The organism is Sphingomonas sp. Leaf20, assembly GCF_001421535.1.
Classification (GTDB): Bacteria; Pseudomonadota; Alphaproteobacteria; order Sphingomonadales; family Sphingomonadaceae; genus Sphingomonas.
Genome location: NZ_LMKN01000008.1, coordinates 519,496 through 534,969, shown reverse-complemented (window position 1 = coordinate 534,969; position 15,474 = coordinate 519,496). Strand labels below are relative to the sequence as shown.

The 15,474-nt window shown below is 67.3% G+C and carries 20 protein-coding genes; 14 read left to right on the top strand and 6 right to left on the bottom strand.

Going from position 1 to position 15,474, the window contains the following annotated elements; genetic code table 11:
- On the bottom strand, nucleotides 1-420 hold the full coding sequence (locus tag ASE72_RS10735) for a hypothetical protein (RefSeq protein ID WP_056020676.1): 420 nt from the start codon (nucleotides 418-420) through the stop codon (nucleotides 1-3).
- Between the two features lie 131 nt (nucleotides 421-551).
- Here ASE72_RS10735 and ASE72_RS10730 point away from each other — a divergent pair, with 131 nt between their 5' ends.
- The 9 genes from ASE72_RS10730 (at nucleotide 552) to ASE72_RS10690 (ending at nucleotide 9,394) form a co-directional block, all read left to right on the top strand.
- Nucleotides 552-1,799, top strand: a complete 1,248-nt coding sequence (locus tag ASE72_RS10730) for a sensor histidine kinase (RefSeq protein ID WP_056020674.1) — start codon at nucleotides 552-554, stop codon at nucleotides 1,797-1,799.
- 46 nt (nucleotides 1,800-1,845) lie between these two features.
- Nucleotides 1,846-2,913, top strand: coding sequence for a substrate-binding domain-containing protein (locus tag ASE72_RS10725; protein WP_056020670.1), 1,068 nt, complete (start codon nucleotides 1,846-1,848; stop codon nucleotides 2,911-2,913).
- Nucleotides 2,914-3,028: 115 nt separating this feature from the next.
- Entirely contained in the window at nucleotides 3,029-4,405 is a 1,377-nt protein-coding gene (gene pstC, locus ASE72_RS10720) for a phosphate ABC transporter permease subunit PstC (protein ID WP_056020667.1), read from the top strand.
- Nucleotides 4,406-4,493: 88 nt separating this feature from the next.
- Nucleotides 4,494-5,708 carry a phosphate ABC transporter permease PstA gene (pstA, locus tag ASE72_RS10715; RefSeq protein WP_200916274.1) on the top strand — a complete coding sequence of 405 codons (1,215 nt, stop codon included), beginning with the start codon at nucleotides 4,494-4,496 and terminating at the stop codon, nucleotides 5,706-5,708.
- Nucleotides 5,708-6,469: a phosphate ABC transporter ATP-binding protein PstB gene (gene pstB / locus ASE72_RS10710; protein ID WP_056020661.1), complete on the top strand. Its 762-nt coding sequence runs from the start codon at nucleotides 5,708-5,710 to the stop codon at nucleotides 6,467-6,469. Before pstA ends, pstB begins: the two co-directional genes overlap by 1 nt.
- 14 nt (nucleotides 6,470-6,483) lie before the next feature.
- The gene (gene phoU, locus ASE72_RS10705; protein ID WP_056022170.1) at nucleotides 6,484-7,176 is read left to right on the top strand and encodes a phosphate signaling complex protein PhoU; all 693 of its coding nucleotides are present in this window, start codon (nucleotides 6,484-6,486) and stop codon (nucleotides 7,174-7,176) included.
- Nucleotides 7,173-7,865 carry a phosphate regulon transcriptional regulator PhoB gene (gene phoB / locus ASE72_RS10700; RefSeq protein WP_056020659.1) on the top strand — a complete coding sequence of 231 codons (693 nt, stop codon included), beginning with the start codon at nucleotides 7,173-7,175 and terminating at the stop codon, nucleotides 7,863-7,865. Before phoU ends, phoB begins: the two co-directional genes overlap by 4 nt.
- Before the next feature lie 155 nt (nucleotides 7,866-8,020).
- A complete protein-coding gene (locus tag ASE72_RS10695; RefSeq protein WP_056020656.1) occupies nucleotides 8,021-8,377 on the top strand; it encodes a hypothetical protein in 357 nt (118 codons plus the stop codon).
- A 102-nt stretch (nucleotides 8,378-8,479) separates the two neighbouring features.
- Nucleotides 8,480-9,394, top strand: a complete 915-nt coding sequence (locus ASE72_RS10690) for an SDR family NAD(P)-dependent oxidoreductase (protein WP_056020655.1) — start codon at nucleotides 8,480-8,482, stop codon at nucleotides 9,392-9,394.
- A gap of 94 nt (nucleotides 9,395-9,488) precedes the next feature.
- Here ASE72_RS10690 and ASE72_RS10685 read toward each other — a convergent pair whose 3' ends face one another.
- Both ASE72_RS10685 and epsC read right to left on the bottom strand, forming a co-directional pair.
- Nucleotides 9,489-9,833 (bottom strand): DUF2794 domain-containing protein, encoded by a 345-nt coding sequence (locus ASE72_RS10685; RefSeq protein ID WP_056020652.1) that lies wholly within the window; start codon nucleotides 9,831-9,833, stop codon nucleotides 9,489-9,491.
- Complete coding sequence (gene epsC / locus ASE72_RS10680; RefSeq protein ID WP_082446014.1) at nucleotides 9,833-10,579, bottom strand: serine O-acetyltransferase EpsC; 747 nt, start codon at nucleotides 10,577-10,579, stop codon at nucleotides 9,833-9,835. Before epsC ends, ASE72_RS10685 begins: the two co-directional genes overlap by 1 nt.
- Before the next feature lie 100 nt (nucleotides 10,580-10,679).
- Between epsC and ASE72_RS20265 the strand changes: the two genes are divergently transcribed.
- From ASE72_RS20265 to ASE72_RS10660, 5 genes are all read left to right on the top strand, one after another.
- Nucleotides 10,680-10,826, top strand: a complete 147-nt coding sequence (locus tag ASE72_RS20265) for a hypothetical protein (RefSeq protein WP_156350381.1) — start codon at nucleotides 10,680-10,682, stop codon at nucleotides 10,824-10,826.
- A gap of 10 nt (nucleotides 10,827-10,836) precedes the next feature.
- On the top strand, nucleotides 10,837-11,604 hold the full coding sequence (locus ASE72_RS10675) for a sulfite exporter TauE/SafE family protein (RefSeq protein ID WP_056020649.1): 768 nt from the start codon (nucleotides 10,837-10,839) through the stop codon (nucleotides 11,602-11,604).
- Nucleotides 11,605-11,675: 71 nt separating this feature from the next.
- Nucleotides 11,676-12,593, top strand: a complete 918-nt coding sequence (locus ASE72_RS10670; protein ID WP_056020646.1) for a hydrogen peroxide-inducible genes activator — start codon at nucleotides 11,676-11,678, stop codon at nucleotides 12,591-12,593.
- Between the two features lie 100 nt (nucleotides 12,594-12,693).
- Nucleotides 12,694-13,347, top strand: a complete 654-nt coding sequence (locus tag ASE72_RS10665) for a fasciclin domain-containing protein (protein ID WP_082445941.1) — start codon at nucleotides 12,694-12,696, stop codon at nucleotides 13,345-13,347.
- A gap of 145 nt (nucleotides 13,348-13,492) precedes the next feature.
- Nucleotides 13,493-14,209 (top strand): fasciclin domain-containing protein, encoded by a 717-nt coding sequence (locus tag ASE72_RS10660; protein ID WP_082445940.1) that lies wholly within the window; start codon nucleotides 13,493-13,495, stop codon nucleotides 14,207-14,209.
- On the opposite strand, the gene ASE72_RS10655 is transcribed toward ASE72_RS10660, so the two are convergent.
- From ASE72_RS10655 to pgsA, 3 genes are read right to left on the bottom strand one after another with little or no spacing between them, the layout of a single operon-like run.
- Entirely contained in the window at nucleotides 14,206-14,643 is a 438-nt protein-coding gene (locus ASE72_RS10655) for a molybdenum cofactor biosynthesis protein MoaE (RefSeq protein ID WP_056020643.1), read from the bottom strand. The genes ASE72_RS10660 and ASE72_RS10655 overlap by 4 nt on opposite strands.
- Nucleotides 14,640-14,897, bottom strand: coding sequence for a molybdopterin converting factor subunit 1 (gene moaD / locus ASE72_RS10650; protein WP_056020640.1), 258 nt, complete (start codon nucleotides 14,895-14,897; stop codon nucleotides 14,640-14,642). Before moaD ends, ASE72_RS10655 begins: the two co-directional genes overlap by 4 nt.
- A 4-nt stretch (nucleotides 14,898-14,901) precedes the next feature.
- A complete protein-coding gene (gene pgsA / locus ASE72_RS10645; protein ID WP_056020636.1) occupies nucleotides 14,902-15,453 on the bottom strand; it encodes a CDP-diacylglycerol--glycerol-3-phosphate 3-phosphatidyltransferase in 552 nt (183 codons plus the stop codon).
- Nucleotides 15,454-15,474: the final 21 nt, after the last annotated feature.

Genomic DNA, 15,474 nt, shown 5'->3' with positions numbered 1-15,474 from the left:
TCAGCCGCGCGGCATCTGCAACGAGGCAAAGCAGGTGAAGCCGCCCTGGCCACGCTGCAACCGGCGGATATAGTTCACATAGGCGCGGCTGCGTTCGGCGTCGGTTCCGGGCAGCTGCGCGCCGGTCGCCAGCGTGCGCTTGACCTCCTCGCCCTTGAACGGCCGCGTCGCACCGGGGAATGCGCCCTTGGTACCCGATGGCACCACCTTGCCCTGCGCATCGATGAAGCTGCCCGCGCGGCCCGGGTCGGGTACCGGGATGTCGCAGTTCAGCACCGATCCCGCGGTCTGCGCGAGCGCGGGACGGATCGAAACGACCGCCGCCGCACCAACCGCGCCGAGCGCGAGGACGCGACGCCGGCTCGCCACCGGGTCGGTGCCGATCGGCTGGTCGTCATCGGGGCGCGTATCGTCGCTCATCGGGTCTCCGCTACACCAAAGCCCTTTCACAAAGCTGAAGACGAGGCAAGCAACGGCCCCGTCGCGTCGGCCGCGCCGTGCCGTTGCGGGACGGGCTGGCGCCGTGCCGCCGATGCGGTAGACAGGCGCGCATGTTGACCGGATTTGGCCTGCGCACCTTTTGGGCGATCATCGTGGCGGCGGGTGCGGCGGGCGCCGTCTTCGCGATCGGCCAGTCCGTCCAGGAAACGCTCGTCGCGCTGGTCGGCGGCGTCGCGGCGGCGTTGGTCGCGGCCGGGACCGGCGACGAATCGCCGGCCGCCACCGAGGAGGCACCGCCCCCCGGCACGGCGATCCTCGACGAGACTCTGGACGCGATCGTCGGCCCTGTGCTGCTCGTCCGCGAAGGGCGGGTGGGGCTCGCGAACAGCGCCGCCCGCGCGCTGCTCGGCGACCATATCGTCGGCGAGGATGCGCGCGTCGCGATCCGCCACCCCGCCGCGGCGGAGGCATTGTCGTCCGGATCCGTCCTGCGCGAGACGCCGCCGATCGCACTGGTCGGGCTCGGCACGCGTGACCAGCACTGGGAGATGCGCGTCGGTGAAGTGTCGGACGGTCAGCGCATCGTCCATCTGATCGACCAGACCGGCCATCATGCCGCCGAGCGGATGCGCGTCGACTTCGTCGCGAACGCGAGCCACGAACTGCGCACGCCGCTCGCCTCGATCCTCGGCTTCATTGAAACGCTCAGCGACGAGGCTGGCGAGGATCCGGCGATCCGCGCCCGCTTCCTGAAGGTCATGGACGACGAGGCGAAGCGGATGCTGCGGCTGATCGAGGACCTGATCTCGCTCAGCCGGATCGAAGCGGAGAAATATCGCGTTCCCGACACGCCGATCGACCTTGCCCGCCTCGTCGAGGACGTCCGCTCGGAGCTTGCCGACGGCGCGAGCAATCGCGGACGCGACCTGGTCGCGACGATCGCCCCCGACGTCGATACGGTCTCGGGCGACCGTGTGCAGCTGTCGCAGATGCTGCACAATTTGGTCGGGAACGCGATGAAATATGGCCGCGCCGGGACGCCGATCGCGATCACGCTGACCCGCGACGACAGCGGAATGGTGCGCCTGTCGGTGCGCGACGAGGGCGACGGGATCGCCGCGATGCATATCCCGCGGCTGACCGAGCGGTTCTACCGCGCCGATGCGGGGCGGAGCCGATCGGTCGGCGGGACGGGGCTTGGCCTCGCGATCGTCAAGCACATCGTCGAGCGCCACCGCGGTCGTCTGGACATCAGCAGCCAGGTCGGCGTCGGCACGACCGTCTCGGTGACGCTGCCGCCGGGGCGCAGCGGGGCGAGCGATGCGGCCGGCAATTCGACGCGTGTCATCAAACGGTAACGCAACTGTCACACAGGATCCGCTCAAGCCACGCTAGGACGCGGCCATGACGGGGATCGACGTGCAGCGTATCGGGATGATTTCAGGGCTGGCGATCGCCGTGCTCTCGGCCGGGTGCGTCGATCAGGCCAATGGCGGCGGCGCGGGGTCGCGCGATCAGATCACCGCGGTGGGATCGTCGACGGTCTATCCGTTCACGACGATGATCGCCGAGCAGCTGGTCGCGAACGATCCCGACGCCAAGGCGCCGGTCATCGAGTCGACCGGCACCGGCGCCGGCATGAAGCTGTTCTGTGCGGGCATTGGCGCGGGACATCCCGATATCGAGGATGCGTCGCGCCGGATGAAGGCGAGCGAGTATAAATCCTGCGCGGCCAACGGCGCGGGCCAGATCCTCGAGATCCAGGTCGGGATCGACGGCATCGCCTTTGCCGAGGCGAAGAACGGCCCCAAGATGCAGCTGACGCCGACCGACCTGTACAAGGCGCTCGCCGCGCGTCCGGGCGGCGCGCCCAATACCGCGCGCGTCTGGCGCGACGTGAACCCAGCGCTGCCCGCGATCCCGATCCAGGTCTATGGCCCGCCCGCGACGAGCGGCACGCGCGATGCGCTCGCCGAACTGATCCTGACCAAGGGGTGCGAGGCGAGTGATCCGACCGCCAAGCCGCTCGCCAAGTCCGATCCCGACGCACACAAGGCGCTGTGCACGCGCGTCCGCGAGGACGGGATGTATGTCGACGCCGGCGAGAACGACAATCTCATCGTCCAGAAACTCCAGTCCAACCCCAACGCGATCGGGGTGTTCGGCTACAGCTATCTGGAGGAGAACAAGAACGACGTGAACGGCGTCGCGATATCCGGCGTCGCGCCGACCTATGCGACGATCGCGGACAATCGCTACCCCGGATCGCGCCCGCTCTACATCTATGTGAAGAAGGCGCATCTGAGTGCTATTCCGGGACTGCGGACATTGCTGAAACTCTACGCCGCGAACTGGAGTGCGACCGGGCCGCTGGTCAGGCGCGGCCTGATCGCCGCCCCGCCCGAAATCCAGGCACGATCCGCGGCGATCATCGCCAACGAGACGATCCTCGATCCGGCGGTGCTGTCGTGATGCCCCCGCTTTTGCCTTCACTCAGAGACGGCATTATTTCGGCGAAGGCCGGAATGGTACGGATCGGCATTCGCGTGGCGCCTGCCCAGGTGGCAGCAATGGAAGGCCACGCCTGATGTCGCCGATCGCATTGCTGTTCCTCGTGCTCGGGCTCGGGCTGATCGCGTGGCTGAGCGCCCGCATGCGCGCGGCGCGGTTCCGTGTCGGCAGCACGGCGCGGTTCAGCTCGCTGCCCTCGCATCATGGCTGGTATGTCGCGCTGTGGACCGCGATCCCGCCGCTCGTCTTCCTCGTCGCCTGGTCGCTCGTCGCGCCCGCGCTGGTCACCGACACCGTGCTTGCCAGCCCCGCCGCGGTGCAGCTGCCGCCACCGGGCTTCGACCGTGCGTCGATCCTGTCGGAGGCGCGCAGCCTCGCCGAAGGACGCAGCTTCGGCGCGTTCCACGAGCTCGCCCGCGTGCTGTCGCCGGTCTATGCGGCCGCGCAGTCGCGGTTCGACTGGATCGCGACCGCGCTCGCGCTGCTACTCGCCTTTGCCGGCGGGACCTTCGCGTTCCTGCGCGTGCGGCCGGGGTTCGGCGCGCGGACGCGGGTCGAGCGGATCGTCATGATCCTGCTGCTCGGTGCGTCGCTGATCGCGATCCTGACCACGGTCGGCATCGTCGCCTCGCTGCTGTACGAATCCGCGCGCTTCTTCTCGATCGTGCCGATCACCGACTTCCTGTTCGGCACGCACTGGAGCCCGCAGGTCGTCGATGCGCGCGATCCGGGCGCGTCGCTCGGCGCAGTGCCGCTGTTCTGGGGGACGTTCTTCATCGGCGCGGTAATCGCGATGATCGTCGCGATCCCGTTCGGGCTGATGAGCGCGATCTACCTCACGCAATATGCCGCCCCGACCACGCGCAAGTGGATGAAGCCGATCCTCGAGGTGCTCGCGGGCGTGCCGACCGTCGTCTATGGTTATTTCGCCGCGCTGACGGTGGCGCCGGCGGTGCGCGATTTCGCGGTGTGGATCGGGATCAGCTGGGCCTCGTCGGAGAGCGCGCTGGCCGCCGGACTCGTGATGGGGATCATGATCATCCCGTTCGTCTCGTCGATGGCGGACGATTCGATCGCCGCGGTCCCCTCGTCGATGCGCGACGGCAGCCTGGCGATGGGCGCGACCTCGTCCGAGACGATCCGCCGCGTGCTGCTCCCCGCCGCGCTGCCCGGCGTCGTCGGCGGCGTCCTCCTCGCGGTCAGCCGCGCGATCGGCGAGACGATGATCGTCGTGATGGCCGCGAGCGGCGTCGCGACGCTGACGCTCAACCCGTTCGCCAGCACGACGACCGTCACCAAGCAGATCGTCGACCTGCTCACCGGCGAGGCCGAATTCGACAGCGCGAAGACGCTTGCCGCCTTTGCGCTGGGGCTGACGCTGTTCGTCGTCACTCTGCTCCTCAACATCGTCGCGCTGACGGTCGTGAAACGGTACCGCGAAGCCTATGAATAGCGTCACCCCCTTCATCGGCACGCCAGACGCTACGGCCTCGGCGAAGCCCGCCACGGCGCGCGTGCCGACCGACTGGACGACGAAGGCGATGCAGACGCGCATCCGCCGGCGTTATGCAGCCGAGCGCCGGTTCCGGCTCGCCGGGCTCGCCGCGGTCTGGCTGTCCGCAGGGTTCCTCGCCTTCCTGCTGGCGTCGATGCTGTGGCAGGGCGCGAGCGGGTTCGTCGAGACGCGGGTCGCGTTGCCGATCGACTTCACCGCGGTCGCGCTGCCGATCGATCCTGCGCGATTGCAAACGCGTGGTGCCGATCTGGCGCTGGCCGGTGCCGGGCTCGAGGGCGCGGTCGACAGCGCGGCGACGGACGCGTTCGGCAAGGATGGCGAAGGCCTGTTGTCCGACGGCGCGTGGGTCACGGTGCGCGATGCGCTGAAGGCGGATCCAGGCCTGCTGTCGCGCAAGACGGTGATCGACGTGCCGGTCGCGAGCCCGATCGACATGGCCGCCAAGGGCGACGGTCCGCCCGAGGCGGAGGCGGTCGTCGCCCGGCTCAAGGCGCGCGGCGTGCTGACGCGCGGGCTGAGCATGACGTTCCTGACCACCGCCGATTCGACCGATGCGACGCGCGTCGGCATCTGGGGCGCGTTCAAGGGATCGCTGCTGACGATGATCGTCACGCTGCTGCTCGCCTTCCCGATCGGCGTGCTTTCCGCGCTGTATCTCGAGGAATATGCGCCGAAGAACCGCTGGACCGACCTGATCGAGGTGTCGATCAACAACCTCGCCGCGGTACCCTCGATCATCTTCGGGCTGCTCGGGCTTGCGGTGTTCCTCGGTACGTTCGGGATGCCGCGCTCGGCGCCGATCGTCGGCGGGCTGACGCTCGCGCTGATGACGATGCCGGTGATCGTGATCGCCGGGCGCAACGCGATCAAGGCGGTGCCGCCGTCGATCCGCGATGCAGCCCTCGGCATCGGCGCGTCGCCGGTCCAGGTCGTCTTCCACCACGTCCTGCCGCTCGCGCTGCCCGGCATCCTGACCGGCACGATCATCGGCATGGCGCGTGCGCTGGGTGAGACCGCCCCGCTGCTGATGATCGGCATGCGCGCGTTCATCGCCGCACCGCCATCGGGGCTGCGCGACCCTGCGACCGTGCTCCCCGTGCAGATCTTCCTGTGGTCCGACCAGGTCAGCCGCGGTTTCGTCGAGAAGACGTCGGCCGCGATCATCGTCCTGCTCGTCTTCCTGCTCGCGATGAACGGCGTCGCGATCTACCTCCGCAACAAGTTCGAGACCCGCTGGTAATGACCAACCATAAAATGACCGCGCGCGACGTCAGCGTCTATTACGGCCAGAAGCGCGCGATCGACAACGTGTCGATCGACGTCGACATGGACAATGTCACCGCGTTCATCGGCCCGTCGGGCTGTGGCAAGTCGACCTTCCTGCGGACGCTCAACCGCATGAACGACACCGTCGCGAGCGCGCGGGTCGAAGGAAAGATCGAGCTCGACGGGCACGATATCTATGCCGCCGACATGGACGTCGTCCAGCTGCGCGCGCGCGTCGGCATGGTGTTCCAGAAGCCGAACCCCTTCCCCAAGTCGATCTACGAGAACGTCGCCTATGGCCCGCGCATCCACGGGCTGGCGGGCCCCAAGAGCGACCTCGACCAGATCGTCGAGAAGTCGCTGCGGCGTGCGGGTCTGTGGGACGAGGTCAAGGATCGCCTGACCGACAGCGGCACCGCGCTGTCGGGTGGGCAGCAGCAGCGGCTGTGCATCGCGCGTGCGATCGCGGTCGATCCCGAGGTGATCCTGATGGACGAGCCGTGCAGCGCGCTCGACCCGATCGCGACCGCCAAGATCGAGGAGCTGATCCACGAGCTGCGCGGCCGCTATGCGATCGTGATCGTCACGCACAACATGCAGCAGGCGGCGCGCGTCAGCCAGCGCACCGCCTTCTTCCACCTCGGCACTTTGGTCGAATATGGCGACACCTCCGCCATCTTCACCAACCCGCGCGAGGAACGCACGAAAGATTACATCACCGGCCGCTACGGCTGATGGGGACGGGACCGATGAACACGCATACCGTAAAGGTCTTCGACGACGAGATCGGCCGCCTCCGGGGCCTCATCTCGCAGATGGGCGGCCTCGCCGAGGACGCGATCGCCAACGCGATGAAGGCGCTCCAGCGCAACGACATCGCGCTCGCACGCGAGGTCCGCGCGGCGGACAAGCAGATCGACGCGATCGAGGCGGAGGTCGAGCGGCTGGCGGTGCAGATCATCGCACTGCGCGCACCGATGGCGATCGACCTGCGCGAGGTCGTCGCCGCGCTGAAGATCGCGGGCGTCGTCGAGCGGATCGGCGATTACGCCAAGAACATCGCCAAGCGCGTGCCGATGATCGAGAGCGAGCACCGGATCGAGCCGATCTCGATCCTGCCCGCGATGGGCCGGATGGCGAGCGAGATGGTCCACGAGGTGCTCGACGCGTTTGCCGCGCGCGATTTCGAGGCGGCGATGCACGTCGTCGAGAGCGACGCCGCGCTCGACGATTTCTACGACAGCATCTTTCGCACGCTGGTGACCTACATGGTCGAAAATCCCAAGACGATCAGCCAGGTCGCGCACCTCCTGTTCGTCGCGAAGAATCTCGAACGGATCGGCGACCACGCGACCAACGTCGCCGAGATGGTCTATTTCGCCGCGACCGGCACCCAGATGGCCGACCGGGATCGTGGCGGCATGCAGGAGTTGGAGTCATGACCCGAGCACGGATGCTGCTGGTCGAGGACGATGCCGCGCTTGCCGAGCTGCTCGTCTGGCATTTTAAGCGCGAGGATTTCGAGATCGCGCATACCCCCGATGGCGAAGAGGCGCTGCTGCTCGCGCGCGAGAAGGTGCCCGACATCGTCCTGCTCGACTGGATGGTCGAGGGGTTGTCGGGGATCGAGGTGTGCCGCCGCCTGCGCCGCGCGCCCGAGACGCAGAACGTGCCGATCATCATGCTGACCGCGCGCGGCGAGGAGGAGGACCGTGTCCGCGGGCTCGAGACGGGTGCCGACGATTACGTCACCAAGCCGTTTTCGCCGCGCGAACTCGTCGCACGTGTCGGCGCGGTGCTGCGGCGCGTCCGGCCCGCGCTCGCCGGCGAAGCGCTGACCTATGCCGATATCGAGATGGATACGGTGGGTCACAAGGTTCGCCGGTCGGGGGAGGTCGTGTCGCTCGGGCCGACCGAATTCCGGCTGCTCAAGCATTTCCTCGAGCATCCCGGCTGGGTGTTCTCGCGCGAACGGCTGCTCGACGCCGTGTGGGGGCATGATTCGGACATCGAATCGCGCACCGTCGACGTGCATATCCGGCGACTGCGCAAGGCGATCAACACCGGCGAGCGGCCGGATATCATCCGCACCGTACGATCCGCTGGCTATTCGCTCGATACTGGCGGGTAATTCGCGCGTCGCGCAAACAGTCGCCCGGCGTGCCTATAGTGCATCGGCAGGATGGTCCGGTTGGAATCGGATGCGAAACGAAGGACCCAACCGGGAGTTAGTGCGTTCACCCGTCGCGCTAACAGATTTGCGCTCCAAGAATTTAGGAGATTCGCATGAAGTCCATCCTACTCGCCGCAGCAGCGCTGCTCGCAACGCCCGTGATCGCGCAGACCGCGCCGCAGACGATGCCACCGGCTGACCCCGCCGCGCAGACCGCACCGGCCGAGCCCATGGCACCGCCGCCGCCGGCTGATCCCGCAGCACCGGCAGACCCCGCCATGGCAGCAGATCCCGCAGCACCTGCCGCACCGATGGCACCGCCAGCACCCGCTGCACCGATGGCAGCCCCCGGTGGCGCGAACATCGTGTTCGGCCAGCCCACGGTGACGCCGCCGACCCCGGCGCCCGCGGAATATCCGACGTGCTCGCGCACGGTGAAGGACGGCTGCAAGAACCGCGGCGGCAAGTAAGCCCTGACAGGACGGCCAGGCGGTGGAACATCCCACCGCTTGCGCCGTCCGCCTTACGTTCTAGGAAAGGCGCTCCAACGATAAGAGAGGAGCGCCTTTTCCATGTCCGACAGCTTCGGATCGATCAGCTTTGAAGGCCGCGTCGCGATCGTCACCGGCGCCGGTGGTGGCCTCGGCCGCGAATATGCCCGCGAACTCGCCCGGCGGGGCGCGAAGGTCGTCGTCAACGATCTCGGCGGCGCGCGCGACGGCACGGGTCAGTCCGACGCAGCCTTGCAGGTCGTCGAGGAAATCCGCGCGGCGGGTGGTGAGGCGATCGCCGATGGCGGCAGCGTCACCGATTATGACCAGATGGTCGCGATGGTCGCGCGCGCCACCGAAACCTGGGGCGGCGTCCATATCCTCATCAACAATGCCGGCGTGCTGCGCGACAAGAGCTTCGCGAAGATGGAGCCGGCCGACTTCAAGTTCGTCGTCGACGTCCACCTCAACGGGTCCGCCAACGCCACCAAGGCGGTGTGGGACACGATGCGTGCGCAGAATTACGGCCGCATCCTGATGACCGCGTCGTCGACCGGTCTCTACGGCAATTTCGGTCAGGCGAATTACGGCGCGGCCAAGCTCGGGCTTGCCGGGTTGACCAAGACGCTCGCGATCGAGGGCGCGAAAAACAACATCAAGGTGAACACGATCGCGCCGACCGCGGGTACGCGGATGACGCAGGACATTTTTCCCGAAGAGGCGTTCAAGGCCTTCTCCCCCGACAAGGTCGCGCCTGCCGCGGTGTACCTGGTCTCGGAGGACGCACCCACCAACATGATCGTCGGCGCCGGCGCCGGCGTGTTTCAGGCAGCCTATGTCACGCTGACTCAGGGCAAGCTGCTCACGGGTGACGACCTGTCGGTGGAGGGTGTCGCGGCGCACTGGGCCGAGATCATCGACCGCGACGCCGAACTCGTCCCGCAATCGGGTGCGGACCAGTCGATGAGCATCCTGGCGAAACTTCAGGGGCGCTGATCACGCAGGCACGCGCGCGACGCCATCATCCCGACCACCGGTGTCGGGATGATGGCCGGCGCGCGCGATCGGCCCACACGTGATCCTTGCAGGACTAGTCCTGAACGAGCTTCATCAGCCGGCGTTCGACCGGAGCCAGTACGGGTCCGAGCTCGTGACCGCGCTTGATCACCGCCCCGCCCTCCCCGACAAGCGCCCACATCCCCTGCCGGCTGCGCAGCGCGGGACGTTTCTCGATCCGGAACTCGGGCCGCTCGGCCGCACGACGGAAACATGCGAAGACCGCGGCGTCCTTGCCGAGATCGATCGCGTAATCGCGCCAATGTCCGGCGGCGACCATGCGGCCGTACAGGTCGAGTATCCGTGACAGCTCGACCCGGTCGAATCCGATCTGGCTCGGCGCGGTCGCACGCGTCGGAAAAGGGGTGACGTTGCTCATCAAGCGCGGTCGCGCAGGTCCTGTCGGATATCGAGAGCATCGACCGCGTCCGCCTGCCCGGGGCCGCGCGCACCGAGCACGTCCTGCTCCGCGAGCAACGAATCGAGACGTTTTCGCATCGTCTCGAGCTCGCAGCGCATGATCTCCATCTTCTGCGTCGCCGGGTCGAAGCCTTCGCTGCACGGCGTACCATAGGGCACGAAGCGCGGCGCTTCGGGCGCGGCGCCGCCCTCGACCGTGGTGGCGCGCGCGGGGATACCGACGACGGTCGTCCCCTCGGGGACGTCGCGCGTGACGACTGCGTTGGCACCCACGCGCGAGCGGCGGCCGAGCGTGATCGGGCCGAGCACCTGCGCGCCCGAACCGATGATCGCGCCGTCCGAAATCGTCGGGTGCCGCTTTCCGGCAACCCCGTTGTCGGGGCTGGTCCCGCCGAGCGTCACGCACTGATAGATCGTCACGTCGTCGCCGATCAGCGACGTTTCGCCGATCACGACGAAGCCGTGGTCGATGAAGAAGTTGCGACCGATCGTCGCGCCGGGGTGAATGTCGATCGCGGTCATGAACCGCGCAAAATGATTGACGCACCGCGCGAGGAAAAACGCGTCGGACTTGTACAACCGATGCGCGACCCGGTGCAGCCCGAGCGCCCAGACGCCGGGGTACAGCATGATCTCCGCGCGCGAATGCGGTGCAGGGTCACGCGCCCGGATCGAATCAAGATAGGCGGCAAGCCGGCTCAACATGCGCATTCCCCTTAGCGGTTCGTTCATTTAGGAGCTCGTCCGGCCGATTTCCAGCCGGCCGCATCTCGCATGGGTCCGGTCGCGCGCCGGGCTCGCCATCGTGACCCGCAACGCCCGCCCCATGATCGCCGCGCTCCACGCGTGCATCGATTTGGCGGCGAGCGTCGTTGTCGCACTTGCCGTCGCGTTCAACGCGCTGTTTCCGTCGCGTTTCACGCGCTGCCGTTTCCTCGCCGAAGGCACTTGAAGGACCTGTCTTGATCGATCTGATCAGTTCCCATCTTCCCTATATCTGGCCGTTCATCCTCGTCGGCTTCGCGGCACAGGTCGTCGACGGCGCGCTCGGCATGGCGTTTGGCGTGATCTCGAATACGTTGCTGCTCTGGATCGGCGTCTCCCCTGCCGCGGCCTCGGCCGGCGTCCACACCGTCGAGACCTTTACCACAGCGGTCTCGGGGATCAGCCATGCGCTCCATCGCAATGTCGATTGGCGGTTGTTCTTTCGCCTCATGATACCCGGCGTCATCGGCGGCGTGCTGGGCGCGTACGTCCTGTCGAACGTCGATGCGAGCACGACCAAGCCGTTCATCCTCGCCTATCTTACCGGGATCGGGCTGTATCTACTCTGGCGCGGGCTTCGGCATCCGCCAGCGCGCAAGACCCCGAAGATCGTCGAGCCGCTCGGGCTGGTCGGCGGATTCCTCGATGCCGCCGGGGGCGGCGGCTGGGGGCCGGTGGTGACGTCGAACCTGCTCGTCCAGGGTGCCGCACCGCGCACCACGATCGGCACCGTCAACACCGCCGAGTTCTTCCTGACGACGACAATCTCCGCGACCTTCATCACGCAGCTCGGCTGGGGCGCATTTACCCAGGCCACGGTCGGGCTGCTGATCGGCGGGATGCTCGCCGCGCCCTTCGGTGCGATCCTCGCCAAGCGCGTTCCGGCGAAGGTACTGATGACGATGGTCGGCGCGATCCTGACGCTGACGAGCGTGTTCGGCCTGTACCGCGCAATGACCGTGTGACCGCAAAACCCGCGCGCCGGTCATCGACGCGGCATGGACAATAGGGGGGCGGCGATCGATATGGGCGATCAATGGCTGCAACCTATCTCCCCACGCTCAAGCAACTCCAATATCTCGTTGCCCTGAAGGATCATGGTCATTTCGGTCGTGCGGCCGAAGCCTGCTTCGTCACCCAGTCGACGCTGTCGGCGGGTCTTCGCGAGCTCGAGACGCTGATCGGCGTCGTGCTCGTCGAGCGGACGCGGCGCGTCGTCCGCTTCACCCCGCTCGGCGATCGGATCTCCGACAAGGCACGGCGCGTGCTGCGCGAGGCCGAGGAACTCGGCGACATCGCGCGCGCCGCCGGCCGGCCGCTGTCCGGCGACATGCGCATGAGCGTGATCCCGACGATCGCCCCCTTCATGCTGCCGCGTATCCTCCCCAGGCTGCGCCGCGACTATCCCGACCTCAAGCTGTTCCTGCGCGAGGAACCCAGCGGTGCGGCGTGCGAGGGGCTGCACAACGGCCGGACGGACTGTGTCCTGCTCGCCCTGCCCTATGCCTGCGGCGAGGTCGCGTTCGAGACGCTGTTCGACGACAGGCTGTTCGTCGCCTTCCCGACCGACGACGTGCCCGCGGACCGGACGTCGATCCCCGCCTCCGCGATCCCGGCCTCGGCGATCGACGAGACGCGGCTGTTGCTGCTCGAGGACGGGCATTGCCTCAAGGATCATGCGCTCGCCGCGTGCAACCGTCCCGAGATCCGGGCAGAGGCGACGATGATGGGCACGTCGCTGCACACGATCGTGCAGATGGTCGACAATGGCCTCGGCATCACGATGCTGCCCGAAATGGCGCTGAATGCGGGGATCCTCGAAAATACCGGGATCACCGCGCTGCCGCTCGATGCGGACAACGCCTTTCGTCGGATCGCGTTGGTCTGGCGCAAGGCGTCGCCACGCGAAAAGGATTTTCATCTGCTCGCCCAGGCGCTCGCCGACGCGCGCTGACGATGCAGCCAGCCGTCACGCGGTGATCGTGACATCCCTGCAACAAACACCGGGTTCAGCCGTATTTCCCTGCGACTGCGCCCGTTCCCTAGGAGAAGACATGTCGAAGTCGAACCTGCGCCCGCTGTATATCGGTCTGGGCACCACCACCCTCGCCGCGCTGGCGCTGGCCGCCTGCAGCAGCGGCAACAACGATCTCGGCACGCCGACCGCTCCGCCGCCCGCCAACCCCGCCTTGTCCACGCCCAATGGTCCGATCGCGGTTGCCAATCCGACCGTCGGCGGCGTGCCGATGATCGCGACGCGGACGATCGTCGATAATGCCTCCGCTGCCCCCAATCTCTCGACGCTGGTCACCGCGATCAAGGCCGCCGACCTGACTGCGACGCTGTCGGGTACGGGCCCCTTCACCGTGTTCGCGCCCAGCAACGCCGCGTTCGGCCGGCTCGCACCGGGCATGGTCGACACGCTGCTCAAGCCCGAGAACAAGGCGTCGCTCGCGAAGGTGCTGACCTATCACGTCGTTGCGGGGGACATCACCGCCGCCGATCTGAAGGCGCGCGTGGCGGCGGGTAACGGCACGGCGACGCTGCCGACGGTCGAGGGCGATCCGATCACCGTGACGCTGGTCGGCGACATCATCGCGTTGACCGACGTGAATGGTAACAAGAGTTACATCGAGACCGCGGATGTTCGACAGTCGAACGGGATGGTTCACGTCGTCAATGGCGTCATCGTCCCAAGATTGTCGTGATAACAAGAGGATAAAACCTGTCGGTTCGTCGTGAAGACGGATCGGCTGGCCCCTTTCCCCGCCCGGGAACTTCGCAAACGGTCGCCGCGTTGCCTATCTTGCATTGCAACAATGTTTCCAGATCGTGTCCAACCAGGAGAAACCCATGATCACCAAGACCAACCTGATGATTGCCACCGCATTGATCGCAGCGGCCCCGGCCGTTGCCCAGACGGCACCAGGCCGGACGCCAATGGCGCCCGCCGCACCGACGCAGAGCGCCCCTAACGCGGCGGCCACGACGACGCAGGCACCACAGGCCGGCCAGTCTGCACAGATGGATCCCACCGCACAGACCGGTGCGACGCCCGCCGCGCCTGCCGCTGCTGCCCCCGCTGGCGCGGCAGCCCCCGCGCAGGCCGCACCGACGTCGACGATCGCCGCTGCACTGCCGACGCTGCCGAACCGCGCGACGCTGACCAAGCTGGTGACCGCGGCGGATTTGACGACGACGCTGTCGGGCCCGGGTCCGTTCACCGTGTTCGCGCCCAGTGACGAGGCGTTCACGCGTCTTCCCGCCGGCGCGCTCGATACGCTGATGAAGCCCGAGGCCAAGCCGACGCTGGCGACGATCCTGAAGTATCACGTCGTGTCGGGCGCGGTCACCTCGGATCAGCTCAAGCAGAAGATCACGGCGGGCGGTGGCAAGGCCGTATTGACCACGCTTGCAGGCCAGCCGCTGACCGCGTCGCTCGGGGCGAACGGCAACATCGAACTGACCGATACCGCAGGCAGCAAGGCCTATGTCGATCAGGCCGACGTCAAGGCGACCAATGGCGTCGTCCACCTGACGAACGGCATGAGCGTGCCGAAGATCGGCTAACGCTCCCAGCGCGCGGCGGCGGCCTCGTCGGCGTCGCGCGCTTCTACCCAGCTGGCCTCGGCGCCGCGGGTTTCCCGTTTCCAGAACGGTGCATCGGTCTTGAGCCGATCGATCAGATAGGCGCACGCCTCGAGCGATGCGCCGCGGTGCGCAGAGGCGGCCGCGACGAACACGATGCGTTCGCCCGGATGCATCGGCCCGACTCGGTGAACGATCGTCGCCGCGCTCAACCCCCAGCGTATGCATGCGCCCTCGGCGACCTTCGTCAACGCGCCTTCGGTCGCACCCGGATAATGTTCGAGCTCTAGCGTCTCGACGCCGTCATCGGCGCGCACGAGGCCCGTGAACGTGGCGACGGCGCCTGCCTCGCCCTCGACCCGTACCATCTCCGCCATGATGTCGATCGGCGACTTCTGTACGACGACGCGGATCATCCGCCCGTCACCGGCGGGAACAGCGCGATCTCGCGGGCCTGCCCGATCGGCGTGTCGAGCGGCACGAAGTCCTGGTCGATCGCCGCGCGCAGCCGCCCGCGATCGGCAAATGCCGCGGCATGCCCCGCGCTCGACGTGGCCAGCCAGTCCACCAGATCGGCGATCGTCGTTACGTCGTGCGGCGGGGTGACGGTTTCCTCGCCCGCCCCGATCCGCTCGCGCACCCACGCGAAATACAACAGCGTGATCGTCATGACATCAATCCATATGCTTCAGGCCGACGCGCAGGTAATCCCAGCCCGTCACCACCGTCATGACCGCCGCCGCCCAGAGCGCCGCGAGGCCCACCACCTGCACCCAGCCAAGATCCGGTAGCGCACCGGCCAGGATCAACCCGCCGAGCGACACCAGCTGGAACGTCGTCTTCCACTTGGCGAGGCGCGACACGGGCACCGACACCTGGAGCTGCGCGAGAAACTCCCGCAGACCCGACACGGCGATTTCGCGCAACAAGATCACGAGCGCGGCGATGACGTGGATCCCGGCGATGTCGCGCGTGCCGACGAGGATCAGGATGACCGCCGCGACCATGATCTTGTCAGCGATGGGGTCGAGGAAGATGCCGAGCTTCGACACCGCGCCGTTCGACCGCGCAAGATACCCGTCGAAATAATCGGTGATTCCCATCAGGCAATACAGCGCGAATGCAATCGCATAGCCTGCCGCCCAGCCGGGCCACCACAGGAAGCCGACAAGGAGGGGTACCGCGACGATGCGCGACAGCGTCAGGAGATTGGGAAGGCTCAGCACGTGTCACTCCTACTCCCGAGA

Excerpts from the sequence above, each read along its gene's own strand:
- ASE72_RS10735 (WP_056020676.1), bottom strand. The coding sequence starts at position 420 with ATGAGCGACGATACGCGCCCCGATGACGACCAGCCGATCGGCACCGAC.
- ASE72_RS10685 (WP_056020652.1), bottom strand. The coding sequence starts at position 9,833 with ATGAGCAACGTCACCCCTTTTCCGACGCGTGCGACCGCGCCGAGCCAG.
- epsC (WP_082446014.1), bottom strand. The coding sequence starts at position 10,579 with ATGTTGAGCCGGCTTGCCGCCTATCTTGATTCGATCCGGGCGCGTGAC.
- phoB (WP_056020659.1), top strand. The coding sequence starts at position 7,173 with ATGACCCGAGCACGGATGCTGCTGGTCGAGGACGATGCCGCGCTTGCC.
- ASE72_RS10690 (WP_056020655.1), top strand. The coding sequence starts at position 8,480 with ATGTCCGACAGCTTCGGATCGATCAGCTTTGAAGGCCGCGTCGCGATC.
- pstB (WP_056020661.1), top strand. The coding sequence starts at position 5,708 with ATGACCAACCATAAAATGACCGCGCGCGACGTCAGCGTCTATTACGGC.
- ASE72_RS10660 (WP_082445940.1), top strand. The coding sequence starts at position 13,493 with ATGATCACCAAGACCAACCTGATGATTGCCACCGCATTGATCGCAGCG.
- moaD (WP_056020640.1), bottom strand. The coding sequence starts at position 14,897 with ATGACGATCACGCTGTTGTATTTCGCGTGGGTGCGCGAGCGGATCGGG.
- pstA (WP_200916274.1), top strand. The coding sequence starts at position 4,494 with ATGCAGACGCGCATCCGCCGGCGTTATGCAGCCGAGCGCCGGTTCCGG.
- ASE72_RS10695 (WP_056020656.1), top strand. The coding sequence starts at position 8,021 with ATGAAGTCCATCCTACTCGCCGCAGCAGCGCTGCTCGCAACGCCCGTG.
- ASE72_RS10725 (WP_056020670.1), top strand. The coding sequence starts at position 1,846 with ATGACGGGGATCGACGTGCAGCGTATCGGGATGATTTCAGGGCTGGCG.
- ASE72_RS10665 (WP_082445941.1), top strand. The coding sequence starts at position 12,694 with ATGTCGAAGTCGAACCTGCGCCCGCTGTATATCGGTCTGGGCACCACC.
- ASE72_RS10655 (WP_056020643.1), bottom strand. The coding sequence starts at position 14,643 with ATGATCCGCGTCGTCGTACAGAAGTCGCCGATCGACATCATGGCGGAG.
- pstC (WP_056020667.1), top strand. The coding sequence starts at position 3,029 with ATGTCGCCGATCGCATTGCTGTTCCTCGTGCTCGGGCTCGGGCTGATC.
- phoU (WP_056022170.1), top strand. The coding sequence starts at position 6,484 with ATGAACACGCATACCGTAAAGGTCTTCGACGACGAGATCGGCCGCCTC.
- ASE72_RS10730 (WP_056020674.1), top strand. The coding sequence starts at position 552 with ATGTTGACCGGATTTGGCCTGCGCACCTTTTGGGCGATCATCGTGGCG.
- ASE72_RS10670 (WP_056020646.1), top strand. The coding sequence starts at position 11,676 with ATGGCTGCAACCTATCTCCCCACGCTCAAGCAACTCCAATATCTCGTT.